Below are 20,064 nucleotides of genomic sequence, written 5' to 3'. Positions count from 1 at the left end.
TTGTCTCCGGGCGGGCGTGAGCGGGCCCGGCGGGCGGGCCGGACGCGGGCCGCCGGGCATGGGATCAAGGATTGTCAGACCCGGCCCGTAAGGTCTTAGGGGTCGTCGAGGCCGGAGTCGAGGCCCGAGCGGAGAGTGGGAAGGGAGGTGGCGCGACGTGCCGGAGCTGTCTGGTGTCCCGCTGAGCGCTGCCGCCGTCTTCCTGCCGGATCCACTGCCCCGTGCCGGGCGGATCGCCTTCTGGTTCCCCGACGCGGAGGGCGGCCGGGAAGAGCCGGGCCTGCCGGGCGCCGAGGGCGAGCTGACGGTCGTACGGCCGCACGGCTCGACCGTGCGCAGCCGCACGGTGCCCGCCCTCGTCCTGCCGGTCCTCGACGCGCTGCCCCTGCTGCTGCGGGCCCGCCGCACCAGGGGCGCCCACCCGGCGGCGGCCGCCTGGGGCGCGGCCGCGGCGCACGCCCTGCACCTGGTGGCGCGGGGCCGCCTGCTGCCGGGGCTCACCGCGTCCGACCACGACGCGTGGCGCGCGGGCCCGCTCGACGAGGACGACGTGGCGCAGGTGCGGGGCATCGCCGCCGCCCTGCCGCCCGAGGGGTACGCGACGCCGGTGCCGGGGAGCAGGCCGCTGCGGGTCCCGCAGCCCGAGGCGCTGGTGCGGGCGCTGCTCGACGCCGTGGCCGACGCGCTGCCGCGCACCCCGGCCGCGGCGCACGCGGCGGGCGCGCCGTTCGCGGCGGCCGCCGCCCAGCACATTCCGCGGGCCCGCCCCTGGGCGGTCGAGGCGGCGGCCGGACTCGACGCGGGCGTGAAGGTGTCGCTGCGGCTCGACCTGTCGCAGTACGCGCTGTTCGAAGGGGACGACGCCGGGTACGAGGGCGAGGAGCCCGAGGAGGACCCCGGGGCGCGCCGCGCGGGCGCCGCCATCGTTCAGGTGCACAGCCTCGCCGACCCCACGCGCGTGGTCGACGCCGCCGGACTGTGGGCCGGGGAGGCCGGTGACCACTTCGGGCCGCGCGCCCGGATCGACGCGGTCCTCGCGGTGCGGCGCGCCGCGCTCGCCTGGCCGCCGCTCGGCCGCCTCCTGGAGCAGGACGTGCCGGACGTGCTCGCCCTGTCCGAGAGCGAGCTCACCGACCTGCTCGGGCCCGGCGCGGCGCGCCTCGCCAAGGCGGGCGTGACCCTGCACTGGCCGCGCGACATCGCCCGCTCGCTGACCGCGACCGCCGTGGTGCGCGCGCAGGCCGCGCCCGGCTCGGCCACCGACGGGACGCCGTTCTTCGACAGCGACGAGCTGCTGAAGTTCGACTGGCAGGTGGCGCTCGACGGGGACCCGCTGACCGAGCGCGAGATGGACCTGCTCGCCGAGTCGCACCGCGCGGTGGTGCGACTGCGCGACCAGTGGGTGGTCGTCGATCCCGATCTCGTCCGCAAGGCCCGCAAGCGGGAGTTGGGCCTCCTCGAGCCCGTCGACGCGCTGGCGGTCGCGCTGACCGGCGAGGCCGAGGTGGACGGGGAGCGGGTCGCGGCCGTGCCCGCGGGCCGCCTCGCCGAGCTGCGCGACCGGCTGACCCGGGGCATCGACACCGTCGAGCCGCCCGAGGGCCTGCGCGCGACGCTGCGCGACTACCAACTGCGCGGTCTCGCCTGGCTCGACCTGATGACCTCGCTCGGCCTCGGCGGCTGCCTCGCCGACGACATGGGCCTCGGCAAGACCGTCACGCTCATCGCGCTGCACCTGCGTCGTGCCAGGACCGCGCCCACGCTCGTCGTCTGCCCGGCGTCCCTGCTCGGGAACTGGCAGCGGGAGATCGAGCGGTTCGCCCCCGGTGTCCCGGTGCGCCGCTTCCACGGCGTGGACCGCGCCCTGACCGGCGTCGAGGGCGGCTTCGTCCTCACCACGTACGGCACGCTGCGCACCCGCGCCGCCGAACTCGCGGGCCACACCTGGGGCATGGTCGTGGCGGACGAGGCGCAGCACGTGAAGAACCCCAACTCGGCGACGGCGAAGGCACTGCGCACCATCGAGGCCCCCGCGCGCGTGGCGCTCACCGGCACGCCCGTGGAGAACGACCTGTCCGAGCTGTGGGCGCTGCTCGACTGGACGACACCCGGGCTGCTCGGGCCGCTCAAGGCGTTCCGCGCCCGGCACGCGCGCGTGGTCGAGGGCGAGGTCCCGCTCCAGGGCCACGGCGGGACGAACCCGGAGGCGATCGAGCGCCTCGCCCGCCTGATCCGCCCGTTCATCCTGCGCCGCAGGAAGTCCGACCCCGGCATCGTCCCCGAACTGCCTCCGAAGACCGAGTCCGACCATCCCGCGCCGCTCACCCGCGAGCAGGTCTCGCTCTACGAGGCGGTGGTGCGCGAGTCGATGGCGCAGATCGAGGAGGCCGAGGGCATCGGCCGACGCGGCCTGATCATGAAGCTGCTCACGTCACTGAAGCAGATCTGCAACCACCCGGCGCAGTACCTCAAGGAGGGCCAGGGCGACGGTTCCCGCCCGCGCCTGTCGGGCCGCTCCGGCAAACTCGCCCTCCTGGACGAGCTGTTGGACACGATCGTCGCGGAGGACGGGGCCGTCCTCGTCTTCACCCAGTACGTCTCCATGGCCAAGCTCCTCGCCACGCACCTCACGACCCGCGGCATCCCCAGCCAGCTCCTGCACGGCGGCAGCACGATCGTCGAGCGCGAGCGCATGGTCGACCGCTTCCAGTCCGGTGAGGTGCCCGTCTTCCTGCTCTCCCTGAAGGCGGCCGGCACCGGACTCAACCTCACGCGCGCGGGGCACGTGATCCACTTCGACCGCTGGTGGAACCCGGCCGTGGAGGAGCAGGCCACCGACCGGGCGTACCGCATCGGGCAGACCCAGCCCGTGCAGGTCCACCGGCTCATCACCGAGGGCACGGTGGAGGACCGGATCGCCGAACTGCTCGCGACCAAGCGGGCGTTGGCGGACGCGGTGCTCGGCACCGGCGAGGCGGCGCTCACCGAACTGACCGACCGGGAACTCACGGACCTCGTGACGCTGCGCAGGGAGGCGACGCGATGAGCCCGACGCGCAGGCCCCACAGGACGCACCGGCCGCACGTGCCGGGCCGCGCGGGCGCCGACGAGCAGGCCAGGGCCCGGCACCTGGACACGCGCCGCACGTTCCCGCCGCTGGCGCCGCGCGCCGAGCCGGGCGGCAGCTTCGCCCTCACGTGGTGGGGCAACGCGTGGGTCGACGCCCTGGAGGACACAGCACTCGACCAGGGCCGCCTCGCCCGTGGCCGCGCCTACGCGGACCGCGGCCACGTCGACGCGATCACGGTCACCCCGGGCCGCGTCGTCGCCTACGTGCACGGCTCGCGCCCCCGCCCCTACCGGGCCGAACTGCGCCTGCGGGAACTGCCGGACGAGGCCTGGGACCGCTTCCTGGACACGGCGGCGGCCCGCCCCGAACACCTGGCGTCGCTGCTCGACAAGGACGTGCCGCACGCGCTGGCGGCGGCCGCCGACCTGCTGCCCACGGTCGACGACCTCAGCCCCGAGTGCACCTGTCCGGACCGCGGCCACCCCTGCAAGCACGCGGCGGCGCTCTGCTACCAGGCGGCCCGGATCCTCGACGAGGACCCCTTCGTTCTGTTCCTGCTGCGCGGACGCGGCGAGCAGGAGCTGCTGCGGGCGCTGACCCGGCGCAGCTCGGTGCACGAGGCGCAGGAGCGCTCGAAGGCGCGGGCCCCCGAGCTGGACTCGCTCCCGGCGAAGGACGTGTACGCGAGCGCCGAGACTGGTCAACTGCCTCAGCTGCCACCGGAGTTCCCGGCCCCGCAGTACCCCGAGCGGCCGCCCTCCTACCCGCAGGCGCCGGACGCCCCCGACCCGCTCGCGCTCGACCTCCTCGCCACGGAGGCAGGGGCCCGCGCGCACGCGCTGCTCAGCACCGGCGCGGACCCGATCGCCGCGCTCACTCCGTGGCAGGACGCGGTCCGCCTCGCAGCGGCGCACCCCGGTTCCGGTCTCACGGCGGCGACCCGTGCGCTCTACGCCTCGTTGTCGCGGGGGACGGGCCGTACGCCCACGGATCTGGCGCGGGCCGTCGCGGCGTGGCGGCAGGGCGGGCTCGACGGTCTCTCGGTCCTGGAGGAGGAGTGGGACCCGCCGGCGGGCCCCTTCGACCGCGCCCGCCCGGCCCTCCTGGCCATGGGGCACCCGGAGTTCCGCCCGCACCGCAACCACCTGTCGACCCGGTCCGTCCAGCTTCGGCTCGGCCGTGACGGGTGGTGGTACGGGTACGAGTCCGAGCCGGGCCGCGAGGACTGGTGGCCCCGCGGGGAGCCGGGCCGCGACCCGGTGTCGGCGTTGGACTCCGTCCTGGGCGGCGGCTGACACCTGGGCTGCGCCCCTGGCCACGGGACCGTCCGCCGGTTTCGGGGCGCTGCCCCGGACCCCGCTGCTCAATCTCCCCCAGCTACCGCTGGGAGGTGCTCCCTGCAGGGGCTTGAATGGCGGAGCCTCAGTCCGCCCCCACTGCCAGGGACATGCCGCGTCCGGCGAAGAAGTCCGCGAACCGGGCTACGGGCAGCTGGGCCGTGCGGGTTGCCGCGTCCGTGCCGGAGGGGTTGTGGAAGTGGTACCCGGAGCCGTCCGGCGTGCGGGACGTGACGAGGACGAGGTGGCCGCCGCGGCCGGGGGCCGGCTCCTGCGGACGGCGGATCGCGTAGTGCACGGAGGCGACGACCAGGCGGCCCGCGTCGAGCAGTTCGCCGATCCCGTCCGCGCCCAGGGTGCGGTGCACCGCCGCGCCGACGCCGTGCACCTCCCGTACGTACTCCACCGCGGGCGCGTAGATCATGCCGCGGATCTCGCCCTCGGCGTCCACCCGGTACGCGCCGAACTTCAGGGCCCCGTCGCGCAGTTCGAAGAGCGAGGGGGCGCCGGGGCCGAGCGCCATGCGCAGGCACGTCGCCCCGCACAGGTGCCCGCACCAGCGCGCGTAGTCCTCGACCGTCGCCGCGCCCGACTGCCGCCATGCCGGGTCCCGGGCCCGGTCGAACCGGCCGGAGACGATGGGCCCGACCAGGTCGGGGGAGGCGAACTGCGTGTGGCTGGGATGCCCACAGGTGCTGCACGACGTCGAAGTGATCATGTCATTGACGGTATCCGCTCAAGAAGCGGCCGATCCGGCTGATCGCAGCATCGAGGTCGTCGGCGTGGGGGAGGGTCAGGATGCGGAAGTGGTCCGGGCTCGGCCAGTTGAAGCCGGTGCCCTGGACGACCTGGATCTTCTCGCGCAGCAGCAGGTCGAGGACGAACTTCTCGTCGTCGACGATCTTGTGCACCTTGGGGTCGATGCGCGGGAAGGCGTACAGCGCGCCCTTGGGCTTCACGCAGCTCACCCCGGGGATCTCGTTCAGCTTCTCCCACGCCTTGTCGCGCTGCTCCAGCAACCGGCCGCCGGGCGCGGTGAGTTCGCGGATCGACTGGCGGCCGCCGAGCGCGGCCTGGATGGCGTACTGGGCGGGCGCGTTCGGGCACAGGCGCATGGAGGCCAGCATGGTCAGGCCCTCCAGATAGTTCCGCGCGTGCTGCCGCGGGCCCGTGACCACCATCCAGCCGGAGCGGAACCCGGCGACGCGGTACGTCTTCGACAGACCGGAGAAGGTGAGGACGACGAGGTCCGGGGCGAGGGTGGCGGCGGTGTGGTGCACCGCGTCGTCGTAGAGGATCTGGTCGTAGATCTCGTCGGCGAACACCATCAGGCCGTTCCGGCGGGCGAGATCGAGGATGCCCTCGACGATCTCCTTCGGATAGACCGCGCCGGTCGGGTTGTTGGGGTTGATGATGACGACCGCCTTCGTGCGGTCGGTGATCTTCGACTCCATGTCGGCGAGGTCGGGGTACCAGTCCGACTGCTCGTCGCAGAGATAGTGGACGGCCCGGCCGCCGGAGAGCGTCGTGACGGCCGTCCACAGCGGGAAGTCCGGGGCGGGGATGAGGATTTCGTCGCCGTCCTCCAGGAGCGCCTGGACCGCCATGGAGACCAGTTCGGACACGCCGTTGCCGAGGAAGACGTCGTCGACCCCGACGCCGAGGCCCAGCGCCTGGTAGCGCTGGGCGACGGCGCGGCGGGCGGAGAGGATGCCGCGCGAGTCCGTGTAGCCGTGCGCCTGCGGGAGCATCCGGATCATGTCCTGGACGATCTCCTCCGGCGCCTCGAAGCCGAACAGCGCCGGGTTGCCGGTGTTCAGGCGCAGCACGCTGTGGCCCGCCTCCTCGAGCGCGTCGGCGTGCTCGATCACCGGGCCGCGGATCTCGTAACAGACCTCGCTCAGCTTGCTCGACTGCCGGAACTCCATGCGCTTGCCCTCCAGGCGGACCAGGTGCCACTGTGCTGAACCGTTGTTGCTTGGTTTTACCAAGTGGGTGCTTGGAAAGTCCAACAAGTTGCATAGACTGCGCGTCATGCCACGCCGAAGTTACGACCAGTACTGCGCCGCAGCCCGTGCCCTCGACGTCGTCGGGGACCGCTGGACCCTGCTGATCGTGCGCGAACTCCTCGCCGGGGCGCGCCGCTACACGGACCTGCACGCCGATCTGCCGGGTGTGAGTACGGACATGCTGGCCACGCGTCTGAAGGGCATGGAGCGGGACGGGATCGCCGAGCGCAGGCGGTTGCCCGCGCCCGCTTCCGTATACGTGTACGAACTCACTCCGCGCGGTCGGCGGTTGCTGCCCGTGCTCCAGGCGCTGGGGGAGTGGGGCGCACCGGAACTCGCCGAGCGCAGGCCCACCGACGCGGTGCGGGCGCACTGGTTGGCGCTGCCGTTGTCGCGACAGTTGGAAGGGTTGGGGGAGCCGGGTTCGGTCGAGGTCCGGGTCGACGAGGGGGTCTTCCACGTCCGGCTGGGCGGGGAATCCGTGTCGCCCGTATATGGGGACGGCGGGTACCCGGACGGGGAGCCGGACGTGCGGCTGACCCTTGAGGCCGGGGTGTGCGGCGAGGTCGCCCGCGGTGCGGTCGGCCTGGTCGAGGCGGTGCGCGACGGACGCGTCTCCGTGGCGGGAGAGAGCGCATTGGCGAAGGCACTGCGCGCTGGCACCTCCTGAGTGCGCGTCTCTCCTTAAGGCGGTGACGCCTCCTGAGTGCGCGTCTCTCTCCAGGGCGGCGCCTCCTGGGTGCGCGTCCCGCTTCAAGGAGTGGTGCCTCCTGAATTGGCGTCCCTTCTCAAGGGGGACGCCCTCCTGAGTTCTCACCCCTCTCCAGGGAGTGGCACCTCCTGAAACCTCTCCTCATGGGCGTCCCGCGAGGGAACGGCGGCAATGTCCGGACCGTCCCGAGGCGCGGCGTGACAAGAGTCGCAACCGCGCCCGTGGTCACAGGACGCGCCACTTTGTGAAGACCCCATGAACTCGGGCTCTACCAGTCGGTAACCCGTCTGATTCGGGCCAATTACCGCTCTGATCAAGCCGTCATATGCGTGTTAGCGTCCCGGTCGGTCGGGGGGCCGATGCCAATCCTTGTGAAGAGTGAGAGGGGCCCGTAGAGAACATGGGGCACATGCACCACATGACAGGCGGCTGGATCACCCCCGTCCTGTCCTATGTGATGGCAGTCGTGGGATCCGCACTGGGCCTGCGCTGCACCGCCCGCGCCCAGGCCGCCGGACAGCGGTCCAAGCGCAACTGGCTGCTCACCGCGTCCGTCGCGATCGGCGCCGGCATCTGGACGATGCACTTCATCGCGATGCTCGGCTACGCCGTCGACGGCACGGCGATCCGCTACGACATCCCCCTGACCCTCCTGAGCCTGCTCGTGGCGATCCTGGTGGTCGGCGCGGGCATGTTCGTCGCCGGATACGGGAAGTCGCGCGCCCTGTCCGTGGTGCTCGGCGGTCTCGGCACCGGACTCGGCGTCGCCGCGATGCACTACATCGGCATGTCGGCGGTGCGGCTCAACGGCTCGCTCACCTACGACCCCGTGCTGGTCGCCGCCTCCGTGGTGATCGCCGTCGTCGCCGCGTCCGCCGCGCTGTGGGCCGCGCTGTCCGTGCGGGGGCCCGTGATCGCGGCCGTCGCCGCCCTCGTGATGGGGCTCGCGGTGAGCAGCATGCACTACACCGGAATGGCCGCCGTGAAGGTCTCCGTGCACCCGGGAACCGCGCCGCTGTCCGGTGCCACCGCGACCGCGTTCATCCTGCCGCTGGCCGTCGTGCTCGGCTCGTTCCTCTTCCTCACCTGCGCCTTCGTCGCGCTGTCGCCGACGGCCGACGAGCGTGCGCGCAGCGCCGCCGCCGCCCGCCCGCTGCACGAGGTCGAACTCCCCGTCGCGTAGGCGCGTTTCCCACCCCCTCACACCACTCAGGCCCGGCCGAGGAGCTTCCCCATGCCCGCGCGCTTTCCGCTGCCCGAACGGCTGCGCTCCAAATCGATCAGAGCCAAGGTCGTCACCCTGCTCACGGTCCCCGTCGTCTCCGTGATGGCGCTGTGGGGGCACGCCGCGGTGACCACGGCGTCCCAGATATCCGACAAGGAGCAGCTGAAGGAGGTGAACTCGGCGCTTGTCACGCCGATTTCCCGCTTCACCGTCGCCGTCCAGGGCGAGCGCGCGGCCGCCATGAAGTACCGCGCCGCCCACGACGCCACCACGCGCCAGGACTTCACCGACGCGACCGCCCGCACCGACAAGGCCGTCGGCGCGCTCAACGCGGGCCTGCGCTCCATCAGCACCGACCTCGCCGACCTCGACGCCGCGTTGCCCGACCGCATCCAGAAGCTCAAGTTCAGCGCCGACTCGCTGTCCGGGCCGCGCCAGAAGGCCGGCGCCCGGGGCGGCACCGACACCATCGGCGGCTACGACACCGCCGTCCAGCGGGCCCTGTCCGTACGGGCCGGACTCGCGGCGGCCGACAGCGACACCGCCCGTACGCTCCTCCAACTCGCCCGCGCCCGCGACGCGTTGAGCCGCCAGGACGCGCTGCTCGGCGCCGCGCACGCGGCCGCGGGGGGTATGACGCCCGCCCAGTACCGCGACTTCGTCGGCGACGTGGCGGTGCAGCGCAGCCTCACCGAGGCCGCGCTGCCCGACCTGCCGGACGGTGACGCCGCCGCCTTCCGTGCCGCGCTCGGCACCGCCGGCGCCAAGGACCTGGAGCACGTGCAGGACATGGTGCTCGCCGCGGGTGCCGGGCACGCCACCGACGCGGTGCCCGCCGGGCGCTGGCAGTCGGACGTGCGCGCCACCCTGACCGCCCTGGACAAGGCCGAGTCGCGCGCGATCGACGAGGCCGCGGGCGCCGAGCCGTACTCCCTGTCCTCGCTGGGCAGTTCCGGCATCGCCGTGCTGCTCGGGCTCGTCGGTGTGATCGTGTCGCTGTTGCTGTCGGTACGGATCGGGCGTGGGCTCGTCGCCGACCTGACGGGCCTGCGCAACGCCGCGCTCGACATGGCGGCGACCCGGCTGCCCGCCTCCATGCGGCGCATCCACAACGGCGAGGACGTCGACCTCGACAAGGAGGCGCCGCTCGACGAGACGCCGCACAGCGACGAGGTCGGGCAGGTCGCCGCGGCCCTCACCACCGTGCAGCGCGCGGCGCTGCGCGCGGTCGCGGACCGGGCCGCGGTCCTCACGGGTGTCTCCGGTGTGTACGTGTCGCTGGCCCGGCGCAGCCAGGTGCTGCTGCACCGGCAGCTCGACCTCCTCGACGCGATGGAACGCCGCACGGAGGACCCCACCGACCTCGAGGACCTGTTCCGCATCGACCACTTGACGACGCGCATGCGCCGGCACGCCGAGTCCCTGCTCATCCTCTCCGGTTCGGCGCCGGGGCGTGCCTGGCGCAATCCGGTGCCGCTGATCGACGCGGTCCGTGCGGGCCTCGCGGAGACGCCCGACTTCGACCGGGTCCAGCTCCAGGACATCCCCGACCTGTCCCTCGCGGGTTCGGCCGTCGCGGATGTGGTCCACCTCGTCGCCGAACTCGCCGAGAACGCCTCGGCGTTCTCGCCGCCGCACACGCCCGTGGTGGTGCGCGGTGAGCCGGTCGGGGCGGGGGCCTGTCTGGAGATCGAGGACCGTGGGCTCGGCATGAGCGACGAGGCGCTGGCCGATGCCAACGCGCGGATCACGGCCAGTGACATCGACCTGCTCGACTCCCGCAAGCTCGGGCTCTTCGTGGTCAACCGGCTCGCGGAGCGGCAGCGGTTGGATGTCACGCTGCGGCGGTCCGTTTACGGGGGCATCACCGCGGTCGTCTTCATCCCGCAGAACCTGTTGGAAGCGATGCATCTCGACCGCCCTGCGCCCCGGGGCTCCGCCCCGGACCCCGCGCCTCAATCGCCGGCGGGGCTTGATCTGCCCACCCGCCCGCGTGCTGAGCAAGCCGAGGAGCTTGATCTGCCCACCCGTACGGTGCCGCCCCGCCTTGGGCAATCTGCCGCCTTGGGCGGCAGGGTGGGCGAGGGGGTCCCCCCTGCTCGAGCGAAGTTCGAGAGCTTGGGGGAGGCACCCCGGCGCGGCGTGCCAGATACGGAAGGCGTCGACCACGGCATGGCGGAGACCCCGGTGCAGCGCACCCACGATCAGGACGCCGACCCCGGCACCGGAGAAGACCTTCCGCGGCGCGTACGGCAGGCCAACATCAGTCCCGAGTTGCGGGACACCGCACCCGCGCAGAGCGAGGGCACGAGGGCCGGCGGACGGTCGCCGGAAGCCGCCCGCGCCACCATGACGTCGCTGAGCTCGGGCCGCCGCCGCGCCCGCGCCGCCCGCGAGGAAGACGGAGGACCCCGATGACCCCGACGTACAACGTCACCGGCCTCGGCAGCCAGGACGAACACCGCATGGGCATCGACTGGCTCCTCGACGAGCTGGCCGCCCGCGTCCTGGAAGTCCGGTACGTGGTCATGCTCTCCGGCGACGGCCTCTGCGTCGGCGCCTCCACCGGCCTCGGCCGCGACGAGTCCGAACGCTTCTGCGCGATCGCCTCCGGCTTCCACTCCCTCGCCAAGGGCGCTGGCCGCCACTTCTCCGCGGGCGGCGTCGTCCAGACGATGGTCGAACTGGAGGGCGGCTTCCTGTTCGTGGTCGCCGCGGGCGAGGGCTCCTGCCTCGCCGTGTTCACCGACGGCCACGCCGACATCGGCCTCGTCGCGTACGAGATGGCGCTGCTCGTCGACCGGGTCCGCGAGCACCTCGGCGTACCGACCCGCTCGGACGGCGATACTCCGTGACGTCACAGCCCCCCGACCGCATGGACGCCTGGTCCGACCGCTACGACGAGGACGCGGGGCCCCTGGTCCGGCTCTACGCCATGACCGCGGGCCGCGCCCGCACCGGCAACGGCGCGGAACGCATGGACCTGATGGCCATCGTCCGCCCCACCCGCACCAGGCCGCAGGGCCCGCTGCCGCCCGAACAGCGCGAGCTGCTCGCCCTGTGCCTGCGGGGCCCGCGCCCGCTGGTCGACCTGGCCTCCGACTCCGGCCTCCCGCTCGGCGTCGTACGCGTGCTGCTCGGCGACCTGGCGGTGAAGTCCCTCGTCAGGGTCACGCCGCCCAGCACCCCGGCCGCCGACCCCGCCACGGGCGCACCCGCCGGGTACGCCCGCCCCGACGCCCACCTCCTCCGAGAAGTGATCAATGGCCTTCGCGCACTCTGACCAGACCGCCCGCGCCGACTTCACGGCCCTGAAGGTGCTGATCGCGGGTGGCTTCGGCGTCGGCAAGACCACGATGGTGGAGTCCGTCAGCGAGATCCGTCCGCTGCGCACCGAGGAGGACCTCACGGTCGCCTCGCGCGGCGTGGACCACCTCGACGGCATCACCACCAAGTCGACGACGACCGTGGCCATGGACTTCGGCCGCATCACGCTGCGCGAGAACCTCGCGCTGTACCTGTTCGGCACGCCGGGCCAGGACCGTTTCTGGTTCCTGTGGGACGAGCTGGCGACGGGATGCCTGGGCGCGGTCGTCCTCGCGGACACCCGCCGGCTCGCCGACTGCTTCCCGGCGGTCGACTACTTCGAGAGCCGCGGCATCCCGTTCATCGTCGCCGTCAACTGCTTCGACGGCGTGCGGTCCCACTCCTCGGAAGCGGTCTCCCGCGCGCTCGACCTCGGCCCGGACACCACGGTGCTGCTGTGCGACGCCCGGGATCGGGAGTCCGGCAAGGAGACGCTGATCTCGCTCCTCGAACAGGTCCTGCGCCAGGACGCCTGACCGGGGGGGAAGTACTAGCCTGACCTGGTGCCCACGCTCAGAGAGATCACCGCGACCCGCTACGTGAACCCGCTGCGCACCGGCGGCTCCGTGCCGGGCGTGGTCGAGGCCGACGACCTCGGTACGTACGTCCTCAAGTTCACCGGGTCCGCGCAGGGCGTGAAGGCGCTCGTCGCGGAGATCGTCGTGGGTGAGCTGGCGCGCGCGTTCGGGCTGCGCTTCCCGGAGTTGGTGCTCGCGGACTTCGATCCGGCACTCGGGGCGGACGAGCCGCACCAGGAGGTCAAGGAGCTCCTGGAGGCCAGCGCCGGCCTCAACCTCGGGATGGACTTCCTGCCGGGCGCGGTCGACTTCACGCCGGAGGTCGCGGAGTCCTTTCCGGTCGACCCGCTGGAGGCGGGCCGAGTCGTCTGGCTCGACGCGCTCACCGTCAACGTGGACCGTACGGTGCACAGTTCGAACCTCATGGTCTGGCCCACGCTCGGCATCGCCCCGCCGAAGCTGTGGCTGATCGACCACGGTGCGGCGCTCGTCTTCCACCACCGGTGGGACGGCGCGGACCCGGCGAAGGCGTACGACTTCCGGCACCACGCGCTCGGCGGGTACGGCCCCGACACGCGCGCGGCCGACGCGGAGCTGGCGCCGAAGGTCACGGAGGGGCTGCTCCACGAGATCCTGTCCCTGGTCCCGGACGCGTGGCTCACGGACTTCGCCACGCCCGACGAGGCGCGGGACGCGTACGTCACTTACCTCCTGGCCCGCGCCCGCACCTCCGCCTCCTGGCTGCCCACGGACTTCCCGTCCCGCGACGAACTGGCGGCGGCCGACGCGCGGCGCGCGGCGGCGACGGAACGCGGCCGCCCCGCCTGGCTGAAACGCGTCCCCGACCTCCACGGAAAGCCCCCGGCAGAACAGGACTGGTCCCGCCACGTGGGCTGACGCCTTCGGAACGGCGAACCCCAACCTGCAACCCGCCCATTGCGGGTCGCGGCATCATGTGCAACCCTGGAGTTGCAGGAAGAGTCGTCAGGAGGACCCCATGTCCGACACCCACGCCACTCACACCGCCGCCGACCTCGCGGAACTCGACCGCATCGCCCGCCGCATCGACATCGACGCCCCCGCCGACCGGGTCTGGGACCTGGTCGTACGACCTGGGTGGTACGTCAACGACGGCACCGTCGAGGCCGAGCCCGACATCCGGTACGAGGGAGACGTCGCCGTCGTGCGCCACGCCACGCTGGGCGAGTTCCGGTTCCGCACCGTCGAGCTCGACAAGCCGCGCTACGCCGCGTTCCGCTGGATCGGCACCCCGTACCGGGACGAGTCCACGGCCTCGACCCTCGTCGAGTTCTGGATCGACGAACGCCCGGAGGGCGGCGTGACCCTGCGCGTCGTCGAGAGCGGGTTCTCCGGCCTCGCCGACGACCCGGCCGCATGGCTCAAGGAACGCGCGGGCAACGACGAGGGCTGGCTCACCGAACTCGCCGCCGCGAAGACGTTCGTCGAGGCCCGCGCGTGAGCGCCGAGCCCTCCGTCATGTGTGCCGCGCTCGGCGACGCGACCCGCTGGGAGATACTCACCCAACTGGGGCGGGGCCCGATGTCGGCGTCCGCGCTCGCCCGCGAGCTGCCGGTGAGTCGGCAGGCCATCGGCAAGCACCTGGAGGTGCTGCGCGAGGTCGGGCTCGTCGAGTCCGAGCAGCGCGGCCGCGAGGTGGTCCACATCGCCGTCGGCGCCCGGCTGGGGGCGCTCGCCCGGGAGCTCGACCGGATCGGCCGTTCCTGGGAGACCCGCCTGCTGCGCCTCAAGGAACTGGCCGAAGTGCCGGACGCGGGAAGGGAGAAGGAGTCATGAGCGACCACGCACCTGCGCTGCCGCCGGTGACCGACCGGGCCGCCTTCGAGGCCGAGGTCGGCAAGCTGCGCGCACGCGAGAAGGCCCACACCCGCGAGGGCGACGCCATCGCCGCCGCCCGGCGCCGGCTGCCCATGGTGGAGGTGGACGGCGGCCTGGAGCTGACCGGGCCCGACGGACCGCTCACGCTGCTCGACGCCTTCGAGGGGCGCCGACAGCTCCTCGCGTACTACTTCATGTGGCGCGAGGGCCGGCCGGCCGCAGAGCAGTGCGAGGGCTGCACGTGGTGCGCGAGCCAGGTCAGGGAGCTGTCGTATCTGCACTCGCGCGACATCACGTACGCGGTCCTGTGCCAGGGCCCGTACGACGAGAGCAGGCGCTACCGGGACTTCATGGGCTGGGACATGCCCTGGTACTCGGCGGTGCCCTCCCTGGACCGGCTCCTCGTCGGCCGGCACGTCGGCATGATGCACCTGGTGAGCTATCTGCGGGACGGCGACCGCGTCTTCGAGACCTGGTGGACCACGCTGCGCGGCGTGGAACAGCTGGACAACAGCTACCGGCTGATGGACCTCACCGCCTACGGCCGCCAGGAGCTGTGGGAGGACTCGCCGGAGGGCTGGCCGCAGGGCCAGGGGGAACCGGCCGAGGACATCCGGCTGCGCAGCGGGGGCCGGCCCATCCCGCACTGGCCGCGCCTCGCGGCGGGACACTCGGACGACCTGGGCTGAGAACGCGGGCGGGGCCCGGCGCCACCCCGGCGCCGGGCCCCACTTCACCGCGTATGCGTCAGCCGAGCTGCTCGTACGCCGGGAGCGTCAGGAAGTCCGCGTAGTCCGCGTCCAGGGAGACCTGGAGGAGGAGGTCGTGGGCCTGCTGCCACTTGCCGGCGGCGAACGCCTCGTCGCCGATCTCGGTCTTGATGTTCGCCAGCTCCTCGGCGGCGACCTTGCGGGCCAGCTCGGCGGTGACCGGCTCGCCGTTGTCGAGGACGACACCGGCGTTGATCCACTGCCAGATCTGGGAGCGGGAGATCTCCGCCGTGGCCGCGTCCTCCATGAGGTTGAAGATCGCGACGGCGCCGAGGCCGCGCAGCCACGCCTCGATGTAACGGATGCCGACCTGGACGGCGTTGACGAGGCCGTCGTAGGTGGGCTTCGCGTCGAGGGAGTCGATGGCGATCAGGTCACCGGCGGCCACCGAGACGTCCTCGCGCAGACGGTCCTTCTGGTTCGGCTTCTCGCCGAGGACCTTGTCGAAGGACTCCATGGCGATCGGGACGAGGTCCGGGTGCGCGACCCAGGAGCCGTCGAAGCCGTCGCCGGCCTCGCGGTCCTTGTCGTCGCGGACCTTCGCGAAGGCCACCTTGTTGACCTCGGCGTCCCTGCGGGACGGGATGAAGGCCGCCATGCCGCCGATGGCGTGTGCGCCGCGCTTGTGGCACGTACGGACGAGGAGCTCCGTGTACGCGCGCATGAACGGGGCCGTCATCGTCACCGCGTTGCGGTCCGGCAGGACGAACTTCTGGCCGCCGTCACGGAAGTTCTTGACGATGGAGAAGAGGTAGTCCCAGCGACCCGCGTTCAGGCCGGAGGCGTGGTCGCGCAGCTCGTAGAGGATCTCCTCCATCTCGTACGCGGCCGTGATCGTCTCGATCAGGACCGTGGCGCGCACGGTGCCCTGCGGGATGCCGACGTAGTCCTGCGCGAAGACGAAGATCTCGTTCCAGAGGCGGGCCTCCAGGTGCGACTCCGTCTTCGGGAGGTAGAAGTACGGGCCCTTGCCGAGCTCGATGAGCTTCTTCGCGTTGTGGAAGAAGTACAGGCCGAAGTCGACGAGCGCGCCGGGGACCGGCTTGCCGGCCTCGTCCACGAGGTGGCGCTCGTTCAGGTGCCAGCCGCGCGGGCGCATGACGACCGTGGCCAGTTCGTCGGCGGACTTCAGCGCGTACGACTTGCCGGAGCGCTCGTCCGTGAAGTCGATGGCGCGGTTGTAGGCGTTGGTCAGGTTGAGCTGGCCGCCGATGACGTTCTCCCACGTGGGGGCGGAGGCGTCCTCGAAGTCGGCGAGCCAGATCTTCGCGCCGGAGTTGAGCGCGTTGATGGTCATCTTGCGGTCGGTCGGGCCGGTGATCTCGACGCGGCGGTCGTTCAGGGCGGCCGGAGCCTCGGCGACCTTCCAGGTGTCGTCCGCGCGGACGGCGGCGGTCTCCGGGAGGAAGTCGAGCGTGGAGGTGCGGGCGATCTCGGCGCGGCGCTCGGTGCGACGGGCGAGCAGCTCGTCACGCCGGGGCGTGAACAGGCGGTGCAGCTCGGCCACGAAGGCGAGGGCCGCCTCGGTGAGCACCTCGCCCTGTCCGGGGAGGGTCTCGGCGTCGACGATGGCCAGCGGGGACGGCGCTGGTGCGGACATGTGGCTGTCACTTCCTTCAGCGAGCGAACGGCGCCGGCGGCACTGGGTGCCGGGGCCGCCTGGGTATGACTGCTGGCCCCGCTTTGGGGGACCGGCCCTTCTCAACAGTGGATATTAGTTTCCTCATTGTGGAAGTTCAATGGTTTGTTGACGTCGAGATTCTCAGAGTCGACAGAACGTGGCTCTGCGTGCCATCCGACTTACTCAAGGTGCTTGAGATCGGCCTCCGTGTCGATGTCGTACGCCTCGGCGATGTCCCCGCACTCCACGAGCTCCAGCACCCCCGTGCGCTCCTTGAGGTACGCGCGCGCGCCGCGGTCGCCGCTCGCGCTCGCCGCGATCCCCGCCCAGTGGTCCCGGCCGAACAGCACCGGATGCCCGCGCTCCCCGCCGTACGCGGCCGCCGCGAGCGAGGCGGGCGATGCGTATGCCGCACGCACGCGCGCCACCGCGTCGGGTCCGATCCCAGGCTGATCCACCAGGAGGACGAGCGCGGCGTCCGCCGCCGTGTCCGCGAGCGCTTCGAGCCCCGCCCGCAGCGAGGAACCCATGCCGTCCCCCCAGTCCGGGTTCTCCGTCACCCGGCACCCGTCGAGGTCGGCCCGCTCCCGTACGTCGCGGGCCGCCGCCCCGAGTACCACGTGCACGGGATCGCATCCCCCCGCGCGCAGAATGCGCACCGCGTGCTCCACGAGCGGCCGCCCGCGGTGTTCGAGGAGTGCCTTGGGTCGGCCGCCGAGCCGGCGCCCGCCGCCCGCGGCGAGCAGCAGCCCCGCCACCGTGCCTGTGCTCTTCGTCGTCATGCCCCTTGCATATCGCACGCAAGGCGCGACCGAAGTCGTTCGGATTTTCACAGTTGCCTTGCGCAACGGACTGGCGAAACGCTTGCGCGTGGCGTTAACTGGGCCGCCACAAACCCGAGTTGGACGCCCGACCGACGCTCCGGCCGGGTTACGCGTGAGTAGGACCCGAGAAGTACCTGAGCAGGACAACACACGCACAAGGACGTGCGAGGGGGAGAGCTGTGTTGCGGAGCGTGGAGCAGAGGCTTGTGACCGGGAGCGACGAGGACCCGCGGGTGGACGAGCTGCGCACCGCGGTGTCCCGGTTGCGCCGGGAACTCGCCGCGCATCCGGTCGAGTTTCCCGACCGGGGGATCGCCGAGGACGAGCTCGCGGCGCTGGACGCGATGGCCGGCGGGGGCCGGCCCGAGGTGCCCAGGCTGCGTCGCTCACTGTTGCTGGTCGCGGGGGCGATCGGTTCCGTGAGCGCGCTGTCCGGGGCGCTGTCCCAGGTCAGGGGCGCCGTGGAGCTGTTCGGAGGACCGCCGGCGAAGGGCTGACGTCCTCGGGGACGAGCAGACGAGAAGGGGGCCGCGCCATTCGGCGCGGCCCCCTTTCTTTCGCAACAGCGCGCTACGCCACCCAGTGCGGCCGCCCCGGCTCCTCCTCCGCCCCGCCGAGCCCGCCGTCGAGGGCCGCCGCGATCCGCCGCACCGCCTCCTCCGCGACCTCGACCGGCTGGACGTAGGGCACGCGCAGCCGGTGCTCGAACGTGCCGGGGTCCGCGCCGAACCGCGAACCGCCCTCGATCCGCACCCCGTGCCGCAGCGCCGCCCGCCCGAGCGCCGAGGCGACCGGCCGCCCCAGATCCACCCAGAGGGAGAGCCCGCCGGGCGGCACCTGCCAGCGCCAGTCCGGGAATTCGCGGCCGAGCGCCTCCGTGAGCCGGTCGCGGCGCTCGCGCAGCACCGGGATCCGGCCGCGCAGAATGCTCTCCTCACGGTCGAGGAGCCGCCCCGCCACCAGCTGGTCGAGGACCGAGCCCGACATGTCCGCGGTCACCCGCAGCGCCGTCAGCTCGGTGATCAGACGGGTGCCCGCGCGCACCCAGCCGACCCGAAGGCCGCTCCAGTGCCCCTTGCTCAACGAGCCGACAGTGACGATCTGTTCGCCCCCGCCGGGTGGCGCGAGCGAGGCGAACGGCGGCTCGCTCACCCCGTCGAGCGCGATGTCCGCGATGGTCTCGTCGATGACCAGCCAGGTGCCGGTCGCCCGCGCGGCGGCGATGATCCGCCGCCGCTGCTCGCTCGGCATGAGCCGGCCCGTCGGGTTCTGGAAGTCGGGAATCAGATACGCGAGCCGGGGCGCCGACTGCCGCAGCGTCGCGCCGATCAGCTCCACGTCCCAGCCGTCCTCGGTGACCGGCACCGGCGCGGTCCGCAGCCCCAACTGCCGGATCACCGACAGGGCGTTGGCGTACGAGGGGTTCTCGACCACGATCCGGTCGCCGGGCCTGCCCAGCAGCGTGAGGGTGAGGGATACGGCCTGCTGGGCGCCCGTCGTGACCAGGATCTGCTCGGGCAGCGTGGGCAGGCCGCGCCGCGTGTACCGCTCGGCGATCTGGGCGCGCAGCTCCGGAAGCCCGTACGGGTGGTAGCCGTTGGTCACCGCGTGCCGGGCGACGTCCGGGGCCGCGGCGGCGTACGCGGCCGACAGCTCGTCCTCCAGGAACCCGGGCGCGGCGACCGCCAGATCGATGACATCGTCCCCGGCGGCGGGCGTCGCCACGACGGTCGGACGCGCGCCCTCCGGCAGCTCGGTCCACGTCCCGGCGCCGCGCCTGCTGCGCGCGTACCCGCTCTCGCGCAGCAGGTCGTACGCGGCCGTGACGGTGGCCCTGCTGACTCCGAGGGAGGCCGCGAACTCGCGCTCCGCGGGCAGCCGGGTGTGCAGTGGGATCCGCCCGTCCAGGAGCAGCGTCCGCACGCCCTGCGCGAGCGCACGGTAGCCGGGCCGCTCCCCGGCCACACCGGTCACGAGCGCGCCGAGCCGCCTGCCGCCGAACCCGCGCCCGCCGCCGTCCACGCTGCGGACCACCGTCTCGTCACCCATGCCACAACTCCGTGATTGGCCCTGCTGTCCAGGCCAATCAGCGTACAGAGTGGGGCTCGATCGGTACGGAGTGGCCTGGAGGCGGCCGCGGTGCGTGTACGAGGAGGGGTGTCATGGACGGCGAGCGGGTCGGTGGGCGCGTGGTGGCCGGGGTGAGCGGTTCCCCGGCGAGCCTGGCCGCGTTGCGCTCGGCGGCCGCCGAGGCCCGGCGGTCGGGGCGGCCCCTGGTGGCGGTGCTCGCGTGGGAGCCGCCGGAGGGCGAGGCCATGTACCGGCGGTGGCCGGACGCCGCGTGGGCCCGGCACTGGTACGAGGAGGCCCGCGCCCGCCTCGCGGCGGCGTTCGCCGAGGCGCTCGGCGGCCTTCCGCCCGACCTCGACGTGACGCTCCGCGTGGTGCGCGACCGCCCGGGACCGGCCCTGGTGGAGGTCGCGACGCACCCCGACGACCTGCTCGTCGTCGGCGTACGCCCCCGCAGCCTGGGCCGGGCGGCCCACCGCCACGTACGGCGGCACGCGGTGTGCCCGGTGCTGACGGTGCCGGTGCGGCCGTTCCAGCGGGCGGACCTGCGGGCACTGAAGCGGATGCGGGCGACGGACTTCGAGGTGGTCCCCTAGGTCGTGTCCGCAAAGTCATGGCAGCCAGAGTCGTAGGCAGGCGATGGTGACCATGGCTTTGTAGTGGAGGGCGCGTTTGTCGTAGCGGG

At 72.8% G+C, this 20,064-nt stretch carries 19 protein-coding genes; 14 read left to right on the top strand and 5 right to left on the bottom strand.

Going from position 1 to position 20,064, the window contains the following annotated elements; translation table 11 throughout:
* Window positions 1-157 precede the first annotated feature (157 nt).
* Complete coding sequence (locus tag ACIA8D_RS25360) at window positions 158-3,046, top strand: DEAD/DEAH box helicase (RefSeq protein WP_399235727.1); 2,889 nt, start codon at window positions 158-160, stop codon at window positions 3,044-3,046.
* Window positions 3,043-4,365 (top strand): SWIM zinc finger family protein, encoded by a 1,323-nt coding sequence (locus tag ACIA8D_RS25355; protein WP_399235725.1) that lies wholly within the window; start codon window positions 3,043-3,045, stop codon window positions 4,363-4,365. Before ACIA8D_RS25360 ends, ACIA8D_RS25355 begins: the two co-directional genes overlap by 4 nt.
* Before the next feature lie 127 nt (window positions 4,366-4,492).
* On the opposite strand, the gene ACIA8D_RS25350 is transcribed toward ACIA8D_RS25355, so the two are convergent.
* Both ACIA8D_RS25350 and ACIA8D_RS25345 read right to left on the bottom strand, forming a co-directional pair.
* Window positions 4,493-5,125, bottom strand: a complete 633-nt coding sequence (locus ACIA8D_RS25350) for a peptidase (RefSeq protein WP_399235723.1) — start codon at window positions 5,123-5,125, stop codon at window positions 4,493-4,495.
* Between the two features lies 1 nt (window position 5,126).
* Complete coding sequence (locus tag ACIA8D_RS25345) at window positions 5,127-6,335, bottom strand: pyridoxal phosphate-dependent aminotransferase (protein WP_399235721.1); 1,209 nt, start codon at window positions 6,333-6,335, stop codon at window positions 5,127-5,129.
* A 106-nt stretch (window positions 6,336-6,441) separates the two neighbouring features.
* Here ACIA8D_RS25345 and ACIA8D_RS25340 point away from each other — a divergent pair, with 106 nt between their 5' ends.
* From ACIA8D_RS25340 to ACIA8D_RS25295, 10 genes are all read left to right on the top strand, one after another.
* Window positions 6,442-7,086, top strand: coding sequence for a winged helix-turn-helix transcriptional regulator (locus ACIA8D_RS25340; protein WP_399235719.1), 645 nt, complete (start codon window positions 6,442-6,444; stop codon window positions 7,084-7,086).
* Between the two features lie 442 nt (window positions 7,087-7,528).
* Complete coding sequence (locus ACIA8D_RS25335; RefSeq protein WP_399235717.1) at window positions 7,529-8,311, top strand: MHYT domain-containing protein; 783 nt, start codon at window positions 7,529-7,531, stop codon at window positions 8,309-8,311.
* Between the two features lie 51 nt (window positions 8,312-8,362).
* On the top strand, window positions 8,363-10,771 hold the full coding sequence (locus ACIA8D_RS25330) for a nitrate- and nitrite sensing domain-containing protein (RefSeq protein ID WP_399235716.1): 2,409 nt from the start codon (window positions 8,363-8,365) through the stop codon (window positions 10,769-10,771).
* Complete coding sequence (locus ACIA8D_RS25325; RefSeq protein ID WP_399235715.1) at window positions 10,768-11,208, top strand: roadblock/LC7 domain-containing protein; 441 nt, start codon at window positions 10,768-10,770, stop codon at window positions 11,206-11,208. The genes ACIA8D_RS25330 and ACIA8D_RS25325 overlap by 4 nt, the downstream gene beginning before the upstream one ends.
* Window positions 11,209-11,228: 20 nt before the next feature.
* Window positions 11,229-11,636 (top strand): DUF742 domain-containing protein, encoded by a 408-nt coding sequence (locus tag ACIA8D_RS25320; RefSeq protein WP_399235815.1) that lies wholly within the window; start codon window positions 11,229-11,231, stop codon window positions 11,634-11,636.
* Window positions 11,617-12,195, top strand: a complete 579-nt coding sequence (locus tag ACIA8D_RS25315) for a GTP-binding protein (protein WP_399235714.1) — start codon at window positions 11,617-11,619, stop codon at window positions 12,193-12,195. The genes ACIA8D_RS25320 and ACIA8D_RS25315 overlap by 20 nt, the downstream gene beginning before the upstream one ends.
* A 24-nt stretch (window positions 12,196-12,219) precedes the next feature.
* Window positions 12,220-13,134, top strand: a complete 915-nt coding sequence (locus tag ACIA8D_RS25310) for a HipA family kinase (protein WP_399235813.1) — start codon at window positions 12,220-12,222, stop codon at window positions 13,132-13,134.
* Between the two features lie 100 nt (window positions 13,135-13,234).
* The gene (locus ACIA8D_RS25305) at window positions 13,235-13,717 is read left to right on the top strand and encodes an ATPase (RefSeq protein ID WP_399235712.1); all 483 of its coding nucleotides are present in this window, start codon (window positions 13,235-13,237) and stop codon (window positions 13,715-13,717) included.
* Window positions 13,714-14,052 (top strand): ArsR/SmtB family transcription factor, encoded by a 339-nt coding sequence (locus ACIA8D_RS25300; RefSeq protein WP_399235710.1) that lies wholly within the window; start codon window positions 13,714-13,716, stop codon window positions 14,050-14,052. Before ACIA8D_RS25305 ends, ACIA8D_RS25300 begins: the two co-directional genes overlap by 4 nt.
* Entirely contained in the window at window positions 14,049-14,783 is a 735-nt protein-coding gene (locus ACIA8D_RS25295) for a DUF899 family protein (RefSeq protein ID WP_399235708.1), read from the top strand. The genes ACIA8D_RS25300 and ACIA8D_RS25295 overlap by 4 nt, the downstream gene beginning before the upstream one ends.
* A gap of 58 nt (window positions 14,784-14,841) precedes the next feature.
* Here the strand turns inward: ACIA8D_RS25295 and aceB are convergent, their stop codons facing one another.
* Together aceB and ACIA8D_RS25285 are read right to left on the bottom strand one after the other, a co-directional pair.
* Window positions 14,842-16,464, bottom strand: coding sequence for a malate synthase A (gene aceB, locus ACIA8D_RS25290; protein ID WP_399235706.1), 1,623 nt, complete (start codon window positions 16,462-16,464; stop codon window positions 14,842-14,844).
* Window positions 16,465-16,664: 200 nt separating this feature from the next.
* Window positions 16,665-17,267 (bottom strand): NTP transferase domain-containing protein, encoded by a 603-nt coding sequence (locus tag ACIA8D_RS25285; protein WP_399235705.1) that lies wholly within the window; start codon window positions 17,265-17,267, stop codon window positions 16,665-16,667.
* 221 nt (window positions 17,268-17,488) lie between these two features.
* Between ACIA8D_RS25285 and ACIA8D_RS25280 the strand changes: the two genes are divergently transcribed.
* Window positions 17,489-17,806, top strand: a complete 318-nt coding sequence (locus ACIA8D_RS25280; protein WP_399235704.1) for a DUF5955 family protein — start codon at window positions 17,489-17,491, stop codon at window positions 17,804-17,806.
* Between the two features lie 73 nt (window positions 17,807-17,879).
* Here ACIA8D_RS25280 and ACIA8D_RS25275 read toward each other — a convergent pair whose 3' ends face one another.
* Window positions 17,880-19,358: a PLP-dependent aminotransferase family protein gene (locus tag ACIA8D_RS25275; protein WP_399235702.1), complete on the bottom strand. Its 1,479-nt coding sequence runs from the start codon at window positions 19,356-19,358 to the stop codon at window positions 17,880-17,882.
* Between the two features lie 113 nt (window positions 19,359-19,471).
* Between ACIA8D_RS25275 and ACIA8D_RS25270 the strand changes: the two genes are divergently transcribed.
* Window positions 19,472-19,975 (top strand): universal stress protein, encoded by a 504-nt coding sequence (locus tag ACIA8D_RS25270; RefSeq protein ID WP_399235700.1) that lies wholly within the window; start codon window positions 19,472-19,474, stop codon window positions 19,973-19,975.
* Window positions 19,976-20,064: the final 89 nt, after the last annotated feature.

Source organism: Streptomyces sp. NPDC051684, assembly GCF_044453445.1.
Lineage (GTDB): Bacteria > Actinomycetota > Actinomycetes > Streptomycetales > Streptomycetaceae > Streptomyces.
Note: the sequence above shows the minus strand (reverse complement) of the source record. Positions and strands in the feature narration are given on the sequence as shown.